The organism is Paralimibaculum aggregatum, assembly GCF_030270585.1.
In the GTDB taxonomy this organism is placed as follows: Bacteria; Pseudomonadota; Alphaproteobacteria; order Rhodobacterales; family Rhodobacteraceae; genus Thermohalobaculum; species Thermohalobaculum aggregatum.
In genome coordinates this window covers 144,379-161,324 of sequence record NZ_BSYI01000005.1, presented here as the reverse complement: position 1 = coordinate 161,324, position 16,946 = coordinate 144,379, and the positions used below count along the sequence as shown (strand labels likewise).

The following is a 16,946-nucleotide window of genomic DNA, read 5'->3' as shown; positions in this document are numbered from 1 at the left end:
CGGCTATTGCAGGCGGCCGGCGGCGCGTCCAGCGCTATCGGGGGCGGCGCGCGGCGAACAGCGCCACCGCCCCCTGGCGCCAGAGCCGCAGCTCGGCGAAGCGGGCGTCCAGCGCCGCCTCGAGATCCTCGTGCCGGTCCCGCGCATTCGAGAAGATGCCCCTGGCGTTGTAGAGATCCATCAGCGCCTGCGCGGCGCGCGAGCGCGGGGCATCGCCCTGCAGGATCGTCGCGCCGAAGACGCAGCCCCCCGGCGCCAGCACCGCCGCGGCATGGTCGAGCACCCGCGCCTTCTCCGGGATCGCCCCCGGCAGGCAGTGCAGCAGGTAGCAGAGGCCGACGCTGTCGAACCCCGGCGGCACCGGCACCGGCAGCGGCTCCAGGCAGTCGGCCCGCACCGCCTCCGGGCGATGCCGCGCGATCCGCCGCCCCGCCGCCGCGAGGCTGTGCGGATTGAGATCGAGCAGCGTGATCCGCGGCGCCGGCACCGGCCAGTCCGCGGTGTCGAGGAAATACCCCGTGCCGACGCCGATATCGAGATGCCGCGCGCCGAGATTGCCGGCATAGAGTGCGCGCAGATGCCGGGTCGGGCAGCGCCAGAGCAGCCGGTTCGAGAGCCCGAGCACCAGCCGGTCGTAGAGCGCCAGCGTCAGCGGCGTGTAGACCGCCTGTCCGGCCTCGACCTCCGCCGCGGCCGGCCCTCCGGCCATCGTTCAGCCCGCCACGCCGGTCGGCGCGCTGCGGCCCTCGCCCATGTAGAGCCGCTGCAGGTCGACGAAGGGCCCGGCGGTGAGGTCGCGCCGCATCTCGCCCCAGCTCTCGGCATCGCCGGCGATGTCGTCAAAGATCTCCCGCGGCACGCCGAACACCTCGAGCACCTCGCCGGAGCCGGCGCGCTGGCGGCCCACCTCGATCTCGCCCGCATCCGCCCCGAGCACCCGCAGATCGACGCCGTATTCGAGCTGCAGCCCTTCGAGCCCGCGCATCAGCGCCAGCTTCATCAGCTCCGCCGTCACGTCGTCGAGGCCGAGATCGGCGAGCAGGATCTTCTCCCGCATCGCCGGCCAGCCGAACACCACCCGGGTCTGCAGCGTGTCGCCGACCTCCTGCGCCGCCGTGCCGGCCCGCACGCCATAGGAGATCGCGAAGGCATTCATCGCGTCGTCCTCGCCCTCCACCCAGTCGGGCAGCCGCGCGGAGGCGAAGGCCGAGATCCACTGCCCGCGGCCGACATCGAGATAGTTGAGATCGGGCTCGAGCCGGAACGGCTCGCCGCAGTCGGGGCAGGTCACCCGCTGGAAGCTCGCATCGAGGATCGCCTCGCGCAGATCCGGGCGCCGGTCGGCGTTGACGCTCTCGGCCGCCTCCATCTCGGACTGGGCGCCGCAGGCGGGGCAGGTCACGGAAATCGTCGAGAACAGCGACATGGATCATGCTCCGGCATCAATGCTTGGTCGGGGTTTCGTCACTTCTTCGGCTCGCCGAACTTCTTCAGGATGTCGATGGCCGGGTGCGAGTTCGGCAGCCGGCCGGTGTGATAGGCGGCGTAGACCTCCGAGAACCACTCTCCCGGCGCCCGGAACTGATAGCCTGTCACACCCTTCGAGCGGGCGGAATAGAGATAGCTCGTCCAGTCGTTTGGATAGGATTCCTGATAGACCCGCCCGCCGATCTGGCGCTTCGCGCATTCGGCATCGTTGTACCAGATGTTGTTCGACTTGCGGATCGCGTCGCACCACACCACCGCCTCGACGCGGTTGCGCTCCCACTGGTCCGCGTCGATCCCGCGCTGCGGCTTCGGGACGGGGTAGCTGTCGGACCCGGCGCCCGCACGAAGATAGGCTTCTATGTAGTTGGCATCATAGTCGAATTCCGTCGCCGCCGCCTGCGCGATATCGGACAGGTTGGAGCCGTGCTCCTTCCAGCCGCCATGATCGACCGCGGCGCCGTTGCCGGACATGTAGCTGGTCCGGTCGTCGATCGAATGGGCGATCTCGTGCAGCGTCGTCCAGTTGAACTTCGGCGCCGCCTCGCCCACCGGGCGCAGCGCCGGCTCGATGTTCGGCAGCTCGATCGGATCGGCCAGCGCCTTCTCGTTCTTGTCCTCGGCGCGGCCGATCATCAGCTTGAGCGCCTTGTCGCTCGGGTTGTAGCTCGAGGTATCGACCGTATCCCCCTGGCGTTTCACGATCTTCATGCTCGGGTTGTCGCGGGTGTACTTGTCCGGCACCGCGGCGAAGATCTCGAACAGCTTGCGGATGTTGGGCGCCTTCTCGTTCGGCAGATTCTCCGCCGCGCCCGCCGTGGTGAGCATCTGCAGATCGACATCGAAGCGCAGCTTGAACGCCTTGTGCACCACCTTGCGGGTGGTCACCGGGTCGAGGCCCTGCACGATGGCGTCGAGCGCCTGCGGCCCGTCGGGGCGCTCGAGCAGCTTCTTGAGCGCGGCCTCGTCCGGCTCGGCATTGGTCGCCATCGCCGCCTTGAGCTCCGCCACCTGGAGGAGATCTGCCAGCGTCTTCAGCAGCTTGCCCGCCGCGGCATGATCCAGCGCGGTGGCCTTGGCATTGGCCTCGCCGAGCAGCCCGCGGGCCTCCTTGAGCTGCGCATCCACGGCGTATTTGTGGGCATGGCCGGCGAGGGTGTCGATCCGGTCGGAGAGCGGCTTGCGCGCGGCGAGGAAATCGACATGGGCATAGCAGCTCGCCAGCGCCGTCACGCAGGTCTCGCTGGCCGCCTGCGCCGCCGGGATGGCGGACTGGAAGAGCTCCTGCTTGCCGTTCTCCTCGGCGAGGCCGAGCTCGAAATCCAGCGTCTTGAGCCCGGCCTCGACCACCGCCGCCTGCGGGTGCTTGCGCACCTCGGCGAGCGCCGTCCGCGCCTCCTCCAGCAGGCCCTTGAAGTGCAGGTGCTGGTCGGCGACGGTATGGGCATAGCCGAGGCGGAAGAAGACGTCCTTCAGCCCCTCCCGCGCCTCGCCCAGCTTCTCCTCGCCCACCGCGGTCTCGGCCGTGCCGATCGCGGTCTCGATGGCGTCGAGCCGGTCCTTCAGCAGCGCCGCGGAGGCATGCGAGCGCAGCTTGCCGAGCAGCGTCCTCGCCGCCTGCACCTCCTCGCCGAGCCCGGTCTTGTCGGCGGTGTCGAGCGCCTTGGCATGTTCGCCGCCCATCGCGGTGGCAAACTCGCCATGCGCCTCGGCATGGTCCTTCGCCGCCTTGCAGGCGTCCGGCAGCGGTTCGAGGATGCGCAGCGCGGCGAGATAGTCCTTGCCGCCGGCGAGCCCGGTCGCGGTGCGGTATTCCGTCTCCGCCGCGGCGATCCGGCCGGCCACGGTCTCGGCATGGGCATGGCCCTTCACCTCGCCGATCGCGGTCTCCGCCGCGGCGCGCGCGGTCTCGTAGCGGTCATAGGCATCCGCGACCTTGAGGGCCTCGGCGATGCGGCCGGGCAGGGGTTCGACCAGCTTCTTCGCCTCGTCGAGCGCCATCATCTTGCTCATCAGGAGCTTCTTGGCATCCGGCCCGGCGCAGGTGGCGACGATCTCCTTGGCCCTGCGCACCGCCTCCACGCAGGCGGCAAGCTCCTCGGTCACCGCCGCGTTCTTCGCGGTGTCGAGCTTCAGCACCTCGGGCTCGGCCTTGCCGAGCGCATCCGTATAGGCCTTGTGCGCGTCGAGCACCGCCTTGGTCGGGTCCTTCATCAGCATGACCTTGACGGCCAGCTCCTTCACCGAGGCATAGAGCCGGGCGGTGAACTTCTCGTCGACGGCGGTGACCAGCGCCTCCATCTCGGCAAGCTCCGTGGCGACGATCGGCTTGCCGCGGAACTCGTCGAGATTGGACGGCCGCGCCCACCAGCTGCGGTAGTTCTTGGCGTCGCCATAGTCGCCCATGATCGCCTTCAGCGGCGGCACCCGCTTCTGCACGTCCTTGAGCCCGTCGAGCGCCTCCTGGTAGCGGCGGTTGTCGGGGATCTTGGCGTGCTCCTTGGCAGTGGTGAAATCGGTCTTGAGCGCCGGCACCAGGGTCGGCAGCGCGGCGCGGCCATCGGTGGTGTCGACCTCCGTGACCAGGGTGTTCACCGTCGGCAGCAGGGCCTTGTACTTGTTGTAGATCTCGAGCAGGCGCTTGGCCTTCTTCAGGGCCGCCAGCGCGGTGCTGAACTGGGGGCCGGCGGTGCCCCAGTCCTGCGAGCCGATGGCGGAGTTGCCCGCCTGGATCGCGGTCTGGGCCTCCTGCCGCTCGACCTTCACCGCGTTGTCCGGATCGGCGATGGCGCCGAGCTCGGCCAGCAGCTCGGTCCGGGTCTCCAGGAATTTCAGCGCGCGGTCGAGGTTGCGCTGCGCCTCCAGCGCCTTGTCGATGCCGGCATTCAGCTTGGTGACGGCGGTGGCGAAGCCCTCGTTGGTGTTGAGATCGCGCGCCGTGACGGCCTCGCCGCGCAGCGTGCCGGCCTCGCCGAGCACGGGCCCGGCATAGGTCTTCTTCCCGTGGCCGTTCACCGGGTTGTAGATGCCGTCGAAGATGCCGAGCCGCGGGCCGACCTTGCTCTGGTCGGTCGCGGTCGGGTCCTCCGGCGGCCGGCCCACGCCATCCACCGCATGGGCCCTGAGCGCGGCATAGCGCGCCTCCGGCAGCAGCGGGCGGAGCGCCAGCAGCGCCTCGCTGGCCTCCGCCGCCTTGCCGCCCTTGGCGGTGGTCTTGGCGCTGGCCAGCCCGTCGCGGATCGGGTCGAGCTCGGCGCCCGCGCCGGGCGCGCCGGGCAGCGCGGCGATGATCTGGTACTCGCCGTCGATCTTGTCGTGCAGGTCCTGGAACTTCTTGTAGGCCGCGGCCTTCTCGCGGATCGCCGGCCAGAGCGCCTTGGCGGCGTCGATCAGCTTGGTGGCGCCGACAAACTCGCCCTTGGGGATCTTGTCCTTGGCATAGTCGTGCTCGGCCTGCTGCTTGGCGATGTCCTCGACGATCCCGTCGGCCCCGTCGAGCGCCTTGAGCAGCGGGATCTCGTCGGCCAGCTCCTTGAGCTTGGCGCGGACGTTCTTCACCGCCTCCACCGCCTTCTCGATCTCGCCCTTCAGATAGTAGGTGGTGTCGAGGCGGCGCAGCGAATCGACATAGTCCCCGGTCGTGGCATAGCTCGCCTGGTTGTAGATCTCGCGAAACCGCGTGAGCATCGGGCGGACCTCGGGGTAGTCCGGCTCCACCAGGGTCGTCAGCTCGGTGAGGTGATTGCCGCGGGCGGCGTATTTCCAGCCATAGTCCTTGGCCTTCTCGGCGGTCCAGTTGAGGTCGATGCAGCGCTTGGGCAGGGTGTCGAGGATCGCCGTGGCCTTGGCGTATTCCTTCCCGGTGCCGTGGGTCTCCGCCTTCTGCAGATCCTGGCGGATCTTCGTCAGCTCGGTATCGACCGGCACCTCCGTGGAGTTCGCCGGCAGCGCGTTGACCCGGCCCTGCCGGTCCGCCAGCACGATGTCGTACTTGGCCTTGGCATCGGCATCCTTCTCGATCTGCTCCAGCGCCCGGATCGCGGTGTTGAGCGCGGTCACCGCATCGGCATAGCGGTGCGCGCCGGCGGTCTCGTCGCGGGCCTTGCGCACCGCCTCCTTCTGCACGTCGATCTCGGTGGCGAAGGCATCCTTGCAGGCATGCACCGCGAGCCCGGCAAGCAGCTGCTCGGCGAGGTCGAGCCGCGGCTTGTAGGCGGCGCGCTCCTGCGTCAGCTTCTCGACCCGGGTCTCGATCTCGCCGAGCGGGTCGTCGGTGTCCTCGATCGCCTTGTCGATCTCCTCCGGCTCGGTGCTGCTGTCGGCGGTCGCCAGGGTCTGCGCCACGCTCTCGAACAGCCGCGCGACATCCGCGGGCAGGGTGCCGAGCGCCTGGGTCGCCTCGTTCTTCATCCGCTCGACGCTGCCGCGGCGGGTGGCGAGCCAGGTCTTCGAGGCCTTGAGCGCGGTCTCCTTCTCCTGCCGGCGCTTCTCCTCCTCCTCGCGCAGCCGGGCCTCCTCGGCCAGCCGCTTCGCCTTCTCCTGCGCGGCGGTGAGGATCTCCATCACCCGCGCCTCGGCCTTGCGCGCGAGGTTGAGGATGCCCTCGGCATTGTCGCTCTTCGCGACCTCGGCCAGCGAGCCGGCGATGGTCCGCAGCTCGGCGGTCTCGGCATCGCCGTTCGCGCCGAGCAGCTTCGCCGCCGCCACCGCCGCCTGCTCCGCGCGGGCCTTCGCCTTGGCAGCCGCCTGCCGCGCCGCCTCCAGCGCCTTGGCCGAGACCGGCTCCGCGGTTGCGCTCTCCGGAGTGCCGCCGAGCACCACGAGCACCAGCTGCGCCCATTTGATCTGCTCCGGGGTCAGCTCCACCTGGCTGCCGGACTGCGGCGTGTCGGGGGTGTCGGTCATCTGCGGGACTCCCTGAACTGCAGGCACCGTGCTGGGAGGATGCGAGTGCGCCCGCACGACCGGTGCATTTGCCTCAGCGTAAGGCCGAAAGGCCGGCGGCACCAAGCCGATTCTCGCTGCCGCTTGACGCCGCCCGCGCGCCGGCCGACTGTCTCGGCCCCGAGGAGGTGCCTGACCATGACCCCACCCGACGACCGCACGCATCCGCAATATTTCGCGACCCACTGGGGCACCTGGGAGGCGGTGACCGAGAACGGCCGACTCACCGGCGTGCGCCCCTGGGCGGGCGATCCGCATCCGGCGATGATCGGCCCCGGCATCGTCGAGGCGGTGCACCACCCGAGCCGCATCCGCCGGCCCGCGGTGCGCCGGAGCTTCCTCGAGAAGGGCGCCGCCGCCGAGCGCGGCAGCCGCGGCGCCGAGCCCTTCGTCGAGCTGCCCTGGGACGAGGCGCTCGACCTCGCCGCGGCGGAGATCGACCGGGTGCGCCGGAGCCATGGCAACGAAGCGATCTTCGGCGGCTCCTATGGCTGGGCCTCGGCCGGGCGCTTCCACCACGCGCAGAGCCAGGTGCACCGCTTCCTCAACTGCGCCGGCGGCTACACCGCCTCGATCGACACCTACAGCTATGCCGCGGTCAGCGCGCTCACGCCGCACATCATCGGCCATTTCCGCAAGCTGATGCTCGACCAGGCGACCTCCTGGGACAGCATCGCGGCGGAGACCGAGCTCTTCGTGATGTTCGGCGGGCTGCCGCTGAAGAACGCGCAGGTCAACTCCGGCGGCGTCGGCCGGCACACCGCGCGCGCGGCGCTCCGGGCCGCCCATGCCCGCGGCTGCCGATTCGTCTCCATCGGCCCGATCCGCGCCGACACCATGCCGGAGATCGGGGCCGACTGGATCGCGCTGCGCCCCGGCACCGACACCGCGCTGATGCTGGCGCTGGCGCATGTGCTGGTGCGCGAGGACCTGCACGACCGCGGCTTCCTCGCGCGCTGCACCACCGGCTTCGAGCGCTTCCTGCCCTATCTCATGGGCGAGACCGACGGCCAGCCCAAGACGCCCGCCTGGGCCGCCGCGATCACCGGCATCCCGGCCGAGGCGATCGCGGCGCTCGCCCGGCGCATGGCGGCGCAGCGCACGATGATCGGCCTCGCCTGGTCGGTGCAGCGGGCCGATCACGGCGAGCAGCCGGCCTGGATGGCGATCGTGCTCGCCGCCATGCTCGGCCAGATCGGCCTGCCGGGGGGCGGCGTCGGCATCGGCTACGGCTCGGAGAACGGCATCGGCAACCCGGTGCGGCCGTTCCGCTTTCCGGCCCTGCCGCAGGGGCAGAACCCGGTGGAGGCGGCGATCCCGGTGGCGCGCATCGCCGATGCGCTGCTCGACCCCGGCGGCACCTACGACTTCAACGGCGCGCAGCGGCGCTATCCCGACCTGCGGCTGCTCTACTGGGCCGGCGGCAACCCGTTCCACCACCACCAGGACATCAACCGCCTGGTGCGCGCGCTGCAGCGGCCCGAGACCATCATCGTCAACGAGATCTGGTGGACCCCGATGGCGCGCCATGCCGACATCGTGTTTCCCACCACCTCGCCGGTCGAGCGCGAGGACATCGCGATGACCCACTGGGAGCCGCTGATCGTCGCCATGCGCCAGGCGATCCCGCCGGAGGGCGAGGCGCGGGACGACTACGCGGTCTTCGCCGGCCTCGCCGGGCGGCTCGGGCTGGAAGCGGCCTTCACCGAGGGGCGCAGCGCCGAGGACTGGCTGCGCCATCTCTGGGACCAGGCGCGCCAGCGCGCGGCCGAGGCGGGCTTCGCGCTGCCCGGGCTCGCCGAGCTGCGCGCCGGGGGCCCGGTCAGCCTGCCGGGCCCCGAGCGCCCCGCGGTGCTGCTGGAGGCGTTCCGCGCCGACCCGGAGGCGCATCCGCTCGAGACCCCCTCGGGCCGGATCGAGATCTTCTCCGAGCGCATCGCCGGCTTCGGCTATGACGACTGCCCGGGGCACCCGGTCTGGCTGGAGCCCTGCGAGTGGCTCGGCGGGGCGGAGGCGGCGCGCTTCCCGCTGCATCTGGTCTCCAACCAGCCGGCGACGCGGCTGCACGGCCAGCTCGACCCGGGCAGCGTCAGCCGCGCCTCGAAGATCGCCGGGCGCGAGCCGATCACCATGCATCCCGCCGATGCCGCCGCGCGCGGCCTCGCCGCGGGGGATGTGGTCAGGGTCTGGAACGCGCGCGGCGCCTGCCTCGCGGGGCTGCGGATCTCCGACGAGGTGATGCCCGGCGTCGTGCAGCTCGCCACCGGCGCCTGGCACGACCCGGAGCGCCGCGGCGAGCCCGGCGCGCTCTGCAAGCACGGCAACCCCAACGTGCTGACGCGGGACAAGGGCAGCTCGCGGCTCGGGCAGGGGCCCTCGGCGCATACCGCGCTGGTCGAGGTGGCGCGGCTCGACGGCCCGCCGCCCCCGGTCACCGCCTTCGACCCGCCGGAGCTGCTGCCGCGGCGCTGAGCGCCCGCGCCCCGCTGCACCGGTCGGCGCCGTTCCTGGCCAGCGGCAGCGCAGCGGCTGCCGCTCCTCCCGAAGCCCGCCGCGAGGCCGGAAGGCGGCTGCGCGGCCGCCAGCCCACCCGCTCCGGCCGCGTCACCGCCGTGCAGCTGCAACCGCCCGCTCAGCCTTCCCCGGCCGGAGTACCGGCATGCAGCTGCAACCGCCAGCCCGGCCTCCCCGGCCGCGCCACCCCCGCCCCGGGTTCCGCAGGAAGCCGCACCGCACCGCCCGCGGCGCAGCGGCGCGAAACCGCACCCCGCCCGGCAGCCACCACCGGCACCCGGCGGAACGCGCAATCGCCCTACGCCGCACACCGGCGCAAGACACCGCCCCGCACGGCCACCGCCGCCGATAGACGGCGCCGCCACCCGAAGTGGCGCAGTATGGGACCACCCGCAGCACACTGGCGCGAGTAAGCGCCGCCCAAGGCAGCCGTCGCAGGTGGCCGTACCCGCGGGGCACCCGATCGGAATACCCGCGACGCACTGGCCCAAGCCGGCCACCCGCTCCGCGTTCATCATGTGTGGGTTGGGCCAGTCCCCGGTTGGCTGCACCACGCCCGGCGTCCCGCGCCGATGGCGAGGAGCGGTCCAGGAGCGCGGCAAAAGCAGCGGCGGCGGCTCCGCCGAAAATTGGCTGCTGGAACGGAATGCGGCTGCGGCCGCCGGCTCGGCCTCTCCACGCGCGACACCGGACGCTCCACGTTTCGCAGCGATACCCCGCCGGAACGCCCACGACGCACCGGCGCGAGAACTCGGCGTCGCAACCGCCATGGCGGGGAGCGGTCCGGAAGAGCGGCAAAGCCAGCGGCGACGGCTCACCCGGAAGCCGGCCGCCGGAACCGGCAACGGCCGCGACCGCCAGTTCGCCCGATCTTGCCGCGACACCGGGCGCCCCAGGTTCCGCAGCGGTGCCGCACCGGACCGCCCGCGGCGCACCCGCGCAAATGAGCGCCGCACCCGGCAGCCGTCGCCGCTGGGTGGTACTTGCGCCCAAAGGCGCGCACAGCGCACAGCATCGTCGCGGCGAAGGCGGGGTGAGGTCGGGAATGCGGCAAAGGGAGCGGCGGCTCCCCCGGAAGCTGACCGCCGAGACAGCGGGCGGCTGCGGCCGCCAGTTCCCCCGATCCGGCCACGGCACCAGGTGCTCCAAGTTTCGCATCTAAGCCGCACCGGAACGCCCGCAGCGCACCGATGCCAAAGGGTACAGCGCTCGGCCGCCATCGCCGCTAGACGGCGCCGGGCCCGTTTTCGCCGCGGCGATGGCGGGGATAGGTCTGGGAGTGCGGCAATGGCAGCGGCGGCGACTCCTCCGGTAGCCGGTCGCCGGGGACCGACGACGCCTGCGGCCGCCAGTTCGCCCGATCCGGCCGAGGCACCGGGCGTTCCATGTTTCGCAGCAATGCCCTGCCGGAACGCTCGTGGCGTACTGGCGCGAGAGGGCCATTCGCTCGGCGATCGTCGCGGGTGAGTGGTGCCGGCGCCTGATGGAGTGCAGCACCGGAACACCCGCGGTGCATCGGCGAAAATGGGCTCGGCGTTCGGTGGCCGTCGTTGGCGGTCAGCATGGCACTCAGCGGGTCGCGCTATCGGAAGATCCGCGGCGCACGGACGCGAATGGCTGACTCGCTCGGCGACCGTCGCCGGTGGACGGTGCTGGCGCCCGGCGGGGCGCATCATCGGAACACGCACGGCAAACTTGCGCGAGAGGGCACCGCAATCGGCGATCATCGCGGGTGAGGTGATGCCCTCGCCCGGCTGGATGCAGCGCCGAAGGATCTGAAGGCACATCGGCGCGAAGGGGTTGCACGTCCGGTGACCGTCGTTGGCGGTCATCCATGGCGCATCGGCGGGAGAGGGCGCCGCGATCAGCAACCATCGACGGTAGGAGCTGCCGGTTCCTGGCTAGGTGCGCCATCGGGAAATTCGCGGCGCGCTGGCGCGAGAGGCGCCCATCTCGGCGGCCGTTGCGGGTGGGCGGTGCCGGCGCTCCGGCAGGCTGCGCCATCGGCACGGCTGCGGCGCGCTGGCGCGAGAGGGCGCCCATCTCGGCGGCCGTCGTGGGTGGGCGGTGCCGGCGCTCCGGAAGGCTGCGCCATCGGGACATTCACGGCGCGCTGGTGCGGGAGGGCGCCCATCTCGGCGGCCGTCGTGGGTGGGCGGTGCCGGCGCTCCGGCAGGCTGCGCCATCGGAACGGCCGCGGCGCGCTGGTGCGGGAGGGCGCCGCATTCTGCGATCATCGCGGGTGGGCGGTGCCGGCGCGCGGCGGGGTGCAGCACCTCGGAGCCGGCGGCGCACTGGCGCGAGAGGGCTTTGGCTCGGCGATTGTTGCCGATAGGCGGTGCCGGCGCCGGGCGGGCGGCAGTGTTGGAGCATACGCGGCGCATCGGCGCGTGGGGGCGCTGCGCTCGGCGGCTGTCGCGGGTGGGCTTGCTGAGGGCTGATGGGGCACTGCGCTCGGCATCGTCCTGCGAGGGCTGGGCGCGGTTCGGGGCGCGGCGACGGTTGGGGCTGTCGCGGCCCCGGGGGATGAGCCGCCCCGGGGGCGGGGCGCCGCCCGGGGCGACGTGCGCCCGGGGCGGCGGGAGCGAGGGCGGGGGCGGGAGCGCTCAGGCCACCGCGGCGGCGGGGACCGGGGCGGCGCAGAGGCGGTCGGCCAGCGTCGCGGCGCTGCCGCCCTGGCCGAGGCCCTCGACGGCGGCGGCCAGGGCCTCGGCGGCGGGGCGGCCGATCACCGGGTCGGCGAGGCCGTGGAACTTCGCGACGATCGCGGCCTGGGGCAGCGGCGCCTCCGGGTCGCCCAGCGCCTCGGTGCGCTCCGAGGCGAGCCGCCGGCCGTCCTTCAGGACCAGCGTGACATGGGCGAAGCGGCGCGCCGGGAAGGCGGCGTTGTATGCCTCCTCCTCGGCAAACACCATGCCGTCGGCGAGGCGCAGGATCTCCGGATCGGTGAAGGCGCCCTCGGCCACCTCCTCGGCGCCGACGCGGCCGCGCACCATCGCCGCGGCGGTGGGGAAGGCGGTGGAGTACTGCGCCTCCTCGGTGGTCTTCGGCCGGCGCGTCGCCAGCCGCACCGACTGGTGGAAGGTCGCGACCTCGATCCGCTCGACCTGCTCGGAGGAGAGCCCGTGCGCCGCGCGCAGGCCCAGCACCGCCTGCAGCGGCGGCTGCGCCCAGCGGCACACCGGATAGGGCTTGCAATACTGCTCGAAGATCCGCCAGCGGCTGCCGAGATCGCCCCAGATATCGGCGACGTCGTCGCCCTCGACGGTGATCGCGGGGGCGCCGGTGAAGCCGTCCGCCGCCAGGCAGGCCGCCGAGACGCCGGCCATCGCGCCCCAGCCGGAGCCGTCCTTGACCATGGTCGGGTGGTCGATGCAGCGCATCATCTGGCTGCGCGGGCCGTGATACTCGGCGATGCCGATGGCCTCGCGGGTGGCGGCGCCGCCCAGCCCCATCAGCCGCGATGCCACCGCCGCGACGGTGGGCGCGATCCAGGCGCCGGAGGTGTGATAGTCCGGCGCCGTGCGGTGCAGCGCGATGCCGGCGCGGCTGCCGATCTCGTAGCCGATGACGATGGCGGCGAGGAACTCGGCGCCGTCGGTCCGGCCCTCGGCCTCGGCGACGGCGAGCGCCGCCGGGAACAGCCCGCAGCCGACATGGCCCTTGGTGAGCTTGTGCCCGTCATGGCCGTCGAGCGCGTCGATGGTCATGCCGCCGGCGAGCGCCGCGCCGGCCGCGCTCACGGCGCGCCCGTCCATCAGCATGCGCGCGCTGCCGGTGCCGGCACCGGCGCCGAACTGCGCCGCCGCATGGCCGCGGATGATGCGCGAGAGCGCGGTCTGCGCGCCGCCGGCGGCGACGCCGCAGAGATCGAGGATCCAGCGCCGGGCCTCGGCGCGCACGGTGTCGGGCAGGTCGTCGTGCCGGAGATCATGGACGAAATCGAGGAAGGGGGTGGTCATGCTGCGAAGCTCCTGATGGCTTGCGAGGGCGCGAGGCGGGTCAGCCGGGCGCGGATCTCGGGGGGGAAGGGCAGGGCGCGGTCGCCGCCCCGCTCGGTGTGGCGGAGCAGGATCTCGGCCTCGGCGGCGAGGCGCCCGCCGGCCGACACCATGCGGTGGCTGAGCGCGAGGCGCCGGGCATCGGCGCCGTCGAGCCAGGCGAGCACCCGGTAGGCATCGCCGCGCGCCAGCGCCGCGCGATAGCGGTAGCGCGCCTCCGCCGGCTCGGCGAGGCAGCCGGTCGCGGCGCGGTAGGCGACGCCGAGGCCGAGCCGCTCGAGCGCCAGCTCGCTCGCCTCGGCGAAGGCGAGGCAGGCGGCGGCGGCGCGCATCCGGCCGCCGGCATCCGCCCAGTCCGGCGGCACGGCACCCTCGAGGACGACCAGCGGCACCGGCTCAGCCCCCGGTGAAGACCGCCCCGCGCTTCTCGAGCAGCGCGTCGACGGCCTCGTCGTGATCGGCGGTCTGGTGGCAGGCGCCCTGATAGGCGGCGGCAAGCTCGAGCACGCTGTCGAGCCGGGTGTTGAGCCCCTCGCGCAGCAGCCGTTTCGCCATGCGCAGCTGGCGCGGCGGGTTGCGGGCGATGCGGGCGGCCAGCGCCCGGGCCGCCGGCAGCAGCTCCTCCGGCGCCACCACGCGCGAGACCAGCCCCCAGGCCAGCGCGGTCTCGGCATCCACCGGATCGGCGGTGAAGCTCATCTCGGCGGCGCGCGAGAGCCCGACCTGGCGCGGCAGCAGCCAGGCCCCGCCATCGCCCGAGATCAGCCCGACATTGACGAAGTTCTCGGCGAAGGTGGCGGCGCTGGAGGCGATGCGGATGTCGCAGAGGCAGGTGGTGTCGCAGCCGGCGCCATAGGCCGGGCCGTTGACCGCGGCGATCAGCGGCACCTCGCATTCCCACATCGCCCGGGCGACGCGCTGGATGCCCTTGCGGTAGCCGTCCTTCACCGCCACCGCGTCGCCGGCGAAGGTGCCCTGCTTCTCCTTCATGTGCTTGAGGTTGCCGCCCGAGGAGAAGGCCTTGCCGGCGCCGGTGACGATCGCCACCCGCACCGACTGGTCGTGGTTGATCCGGCCCATGGCGGCGACGATGGCGTCGCAGAGGTCGTGATCGGTCAGCGCGTTGCGCGTCTCGGGCATGTTGAAGGTGAGCGTGACGACGGCGCCGTCCTGCTCGTAGAGAAGCTTCTCGGTCATCCGGGGGTCCTTTCCTCAGGCTGCGGCGGCAGGGCTGTAGGCGGCGAGCAGCTCGCGCTTCAGCACCTTGCCGGAGGGGTTGGTGGGCAGCGTCTCGACGAACTCGTAGCGCTTCGGCCGCTTGTAGGGGGCGATCTCCTCGCTGGCCCTGAAGAAGGCGTCCAGCGCCGCGGCGTCGATCGCGGGGTCGCTGCGCACCACGAAGGCGGCGACGATCTGGCCCCATTTCTCGTCCGGCAGGCCGAGCACCGCGGCCTCCTGCACGCCGGGCACCTTGTAGAGGATCTCCTCGACCTCCCGCGGATAGATGTTCTCGCCGCCCGAGACGATCATGTCGTCGGCCCGGCCGTGGAAATAGTAGAACCCGTCGGCATCCTTGGAGAACAGGTCGCCGGTATAGATCCAGCCCGCCTTCAGCTTCTTGGCGGTCTCGAAGGGCTTGTTCCAGTAGCCCTCCATCGCCTGCGGCCCGCGCACGATGAGCTGGCCGATCTCGCCGGCCGGCACGGTCTCGGAGGGCGCGACCTCGCGGGCCGGGTCGTTGACCAGCACGCGGGCCTCGGTGATCAGCGTCGGCTTGCCGCAGGAGCCGAGCCGGTCCAGCGCGTCCTCCGGGTGCAGGATCAGCGTCAGCGAGGCCTCGGTCATGCCGTAGCCGTTGTAGATGTTGGGGCAGAACTCGGTGATCACCCGCTCCATCGTGGTCGCCGAGATCGCCGCGCCGCCGGTGGTCATCAGCCTGAGCGAGGAAACGTCGTAGTCCCTGAACCGCGGGTGGAACAGCATCTCCTGGATCTGCGTCGGCACCGCGAAGAGCGTGGTGATGCGCTCGGTCTGGATGATCTCCAGCGTCTTCTCCGCCTCGTAGCGGCCGAGCACGATGTTGGTGCCGCCGACCATCATGTGCGGGATGAAATAGGCCTGCATCCCGCCGACGTGATAGAGCGGCGCGATGTGCAGCGCGTTGTCGTTGTGGCTGAGGCCGTATTCCATCACGCAGTTCATCGCGATGGCCATGTCGTTGGCATGGGTGTGCATCACGCCCTTGGGCCGGCCGGTGGTGCCGGAGGTGTAGACCAGCGCCGAGAGCGCATCGGCGCGCGGCGCCGGCCGCGGCTCGTTGCGGTCCTCGGTCTGCTCGGCCAGCGTGTCGAAATGGTGGTGGCCCTCGGGCACGTTGGCCCGATCATAGGCGCAGCCGATGAAGTCGTGCACCGAGCGGACCTGGGCGGCGATCTTCAGCGCGTTCTCGGTGAGGTGGCGGCCATAGACCAGCACCCGGGCGCCGCTGTCCTGGATGATGTAGGCCGCCTCGCCCGGCGAGAGCCGGAAGTTGAGCGGCACCGCCACCGCGCCGAGCACCTGGCAGGCGAAATAGGTCGTCACCGAGTTCTCGGAGGTGGAGACGTAGAACGCCACCCGGTCGCCCGGGCGCACCCCGAGATCGGCCAGCGCCTGGGCGAAGCGGCGGACCCGGCCGAGCCATTCGACATAGGTCCAGCGCCGGTCCTCGAAGACCAGCGCGGTGTGGTTGGGATAGCGTTCGGCCGAAGCCTCGAGGATGCGGGCGATGTTCATCGCTGTCTCGTCCTGCTGTGTGTGAGGGTCAGAGATCGGGCTTGATCGAGGGCATCTCGCGCGCCGCGATCAGGTATTTGCACATCTCGGAGGTGCCGCCGACGATCGGCAGCGCGCGGGCGTCGCGATAGATCTGCTCGGCCCGCCCATACTGGCGCGTGACGCCGTCGCCGCCGAGGATCTGCACCGCGCGGTCGGCGCAGAACACCGCCGTCTCGGTGGCCACGAGCTTGGCCTGGCTGGCCTCGCGCATCAGTTCCTTGCCGTCGATGCCGGCGTCGTACATCTTCGCCGCGCGGTGGGTCAGCAGCTCCGACGCGTCGATCCGCCAGGACATCTGCGCGATCATGTCCCAGATCAGCTGCTTGCTGCCGAGCTTCCGGCCGAAGGCGCTGCGGCTCTCGGCATGGGCCTTGGCGATCTCGAAGGCCGAGCGCGCGACGCCGAGCCCCGAGCCGCCGAGGATCACCCGCTCGAAGTTGAAGGCGCCGAGCATGATGCGGAAGCCGCCGCCGACCGCGCCGAGCAGGTTGGCCTCCGGCACCCGCACGCCGTCGAGCGTCACCTCGCCGACCACGCAGCCGCGCCGGCCCATGAAGTCGTAGGTGCGCGGGAAGCCGAGCCCGGGCGTGCCGGCCGGCACCGCGATGGCGCTCATGCCCTTCTGCGGCGCCACGTCCGGGTCGGTGATGCCCCAGACGATGTAGACATCCGCCTTCGAGGCATTGGAGATGTAGCGCTTGAAGCCGTCGATCACCCATTCGCGGGTGCTCTCGTCGAAGCGGATGCGGGTCTCCATGCCGGCGCTGTCGGAGCCGACATTGGGCTCGGTCATGCAGATCGAGCCGACCGCGCGGCCCTCGAGGATCTCCAGCAGGAAGCGCTCGCGGATCTCCGCCGTGGCATGGGCGTGCAGCGGATAGGCGCAGGAGAGCGCGGTGGCGATGGTGGTCTCGAAGGCATAGTTGAGCCGCGCCGCCTCCTCCGAGACGATCACCGCATGGGTCAGCCCCGGCGCCGAGAGGCTGCCGGCATAGAGATCGCGGAACATCACCTTGAGATAGCCCGCCTCGCCGAGCGCGCGGCAGATCTCGAGCTGGGCGTCCCAGTCCTCGGCGCCTTCGATCCGGTCGAGCCGGGGGGCGAGCTCGCGCTCCATGAAGCCCCGGATCTCGGCCCGGAAGGCCCGGTCCTCGTCGGTCAGGAAGAAATCGCGCATCGGTCGGG

General features: G+C 71.8%; 9 protein-coding genes. 1 reads left to right on the top strand and 8 read right to left on the bottom strand.

Going from position 1 to position 16,946, the window contains the following annotated elements:
• Positions 1-34: 34 nt before the first annotated feature.
• The 3 genes from QSJ97_RS04805 to QSJ97_RS04795 are packed head-to-tail and all read right to left on the bottom strand — an operon-like array spanning position 35 to position 6,390.
• Positions 35-709: a class I SAM-dependent methyltransferase gene (locus tag QSJ97_RS04805; RefSeq protein WP_285670481.1), complete on the bottom strand. Its 675-nt coding sequence runs from the start codon at positions 707-709 to the stop codon at positions 35-37.
• A gap of 3 nt (positions 710-712) precedes the next feature.
• The gene (locus QSJ97_RS04800) at positions 713-1,426 is read right to left on the bottom strand and encodes a CpXC domain-containing protein (protein ID WP_285670480.1); all 714 of its coding nucleotides are present in this window, start codon (positions 1,424-1,426) and stop codon (positions 713-715) included.
• Between the two features lie 38 nt (positions 1,427-1,464).
• A complete protein-coding gene (locus QSJ97_RS04795) occupies positions 1,465-6,390 on the bottom strand; it encodes a hypothetical protein (RefSeq protein ID WP_285670479.1) in 4,926 nt (1,641 codons plus the stop codon).
• A gap of 177 nt (positions 6,391-6,567) precedes the next feature.
• Here QSJ97_RS04795 and QSJ97_RS04790 point away from each other — a divergent pair, with 177 nt between their 5' ends.
• Positions 6,568-8,901 carry a molybdopterin-dependent oxidoreductase gene (locus tag QSJ97_RS04790; protein WP_285670478.1) on the top strand — a complete coding sequence of 778 codons (2,334 nt, stop codon included), beginning with the start codon at positions 6,568-6,570 and terminating at the stop codon, positions 8,899-8,901.
• Between the two features lie 2,648 nt (positions 8,902-11,549).
• On the opposite strand, the gene QSJ97_RS04785 is transcribed toward QSJ97_RS04790, so the two are convergent.
• The 5 genes from QSJ97_RS04785 to QSJ97_RS04765 are packed head-to-tail and all read right to left on the bottom strand — an operon-like array spanning position 11,550 to position 16,938.
• Positions 11,550-12,905, bottom strand: coding sequence for an MmgE/PrpD family protein (locus QSJ97_RS04785; RefSeq protein WP_285670477.1), 1,356 nt, complete (start codon positions 12,903-12,905; stop codon positions 11,550-11,552).
• A complete protein-coding gene (locus QSJ97_RS04780; protein ID WP_285670476.1) occupies positions 12,902-13,336 on the bottom strand; it encodes a thioesterase family protein in 435 nt (144 codons plus the stop codon). The genes QSJ97_RS04785 and QSJ97_RS04780 overlap by 4 nt, the downstream gene beginning before the upstream one ends.
• 4 nt (positions 13,337-13,340) lie before the next feature.
• The gene (locus tag QSJ97_RS04775; protein WP_285670475.1) at positions 13,341-14,141 is read right to left on the bottom strand and encodes a crotonase/enoyl-CoA hydratase family protein; all 801 of its coding nucleotides are present in this window, start codon (positions 14,139-14,141) and stop codon (positions 13,341-13,343) included.
• 15 nt (positions 14,142-14,156) lie between these two features.
• A complete protein-coding gene (locus tag QSJ97_RS04770; protein ID WP_285670474.1) occupies positions 14,157-15,719 on the bottom strand; it encodes a class I adenylate-forming enzyme family protein in 1,563 nt (520 codons plus the stop codon).
• A gap of 28 nt (positions 15,720-15,747) precedes the next feature.
• Positions 15,748-16,938 carry an acyl-CoA dehydrogenase family protein gene (locus QSJ97_RS04765; RefSeq protein ID WP_285670473.1) on the bottom strand — a complete coding sequence of 397 codons (1,191 nt, stop codon included), beginning with the start codon at positions 16,936-16,938 and terminating at the stop codon, positions 15,748-15,750.
• Between the last annotated feature and the right edge of the window lie 8 nt (positions 16,939-16,946).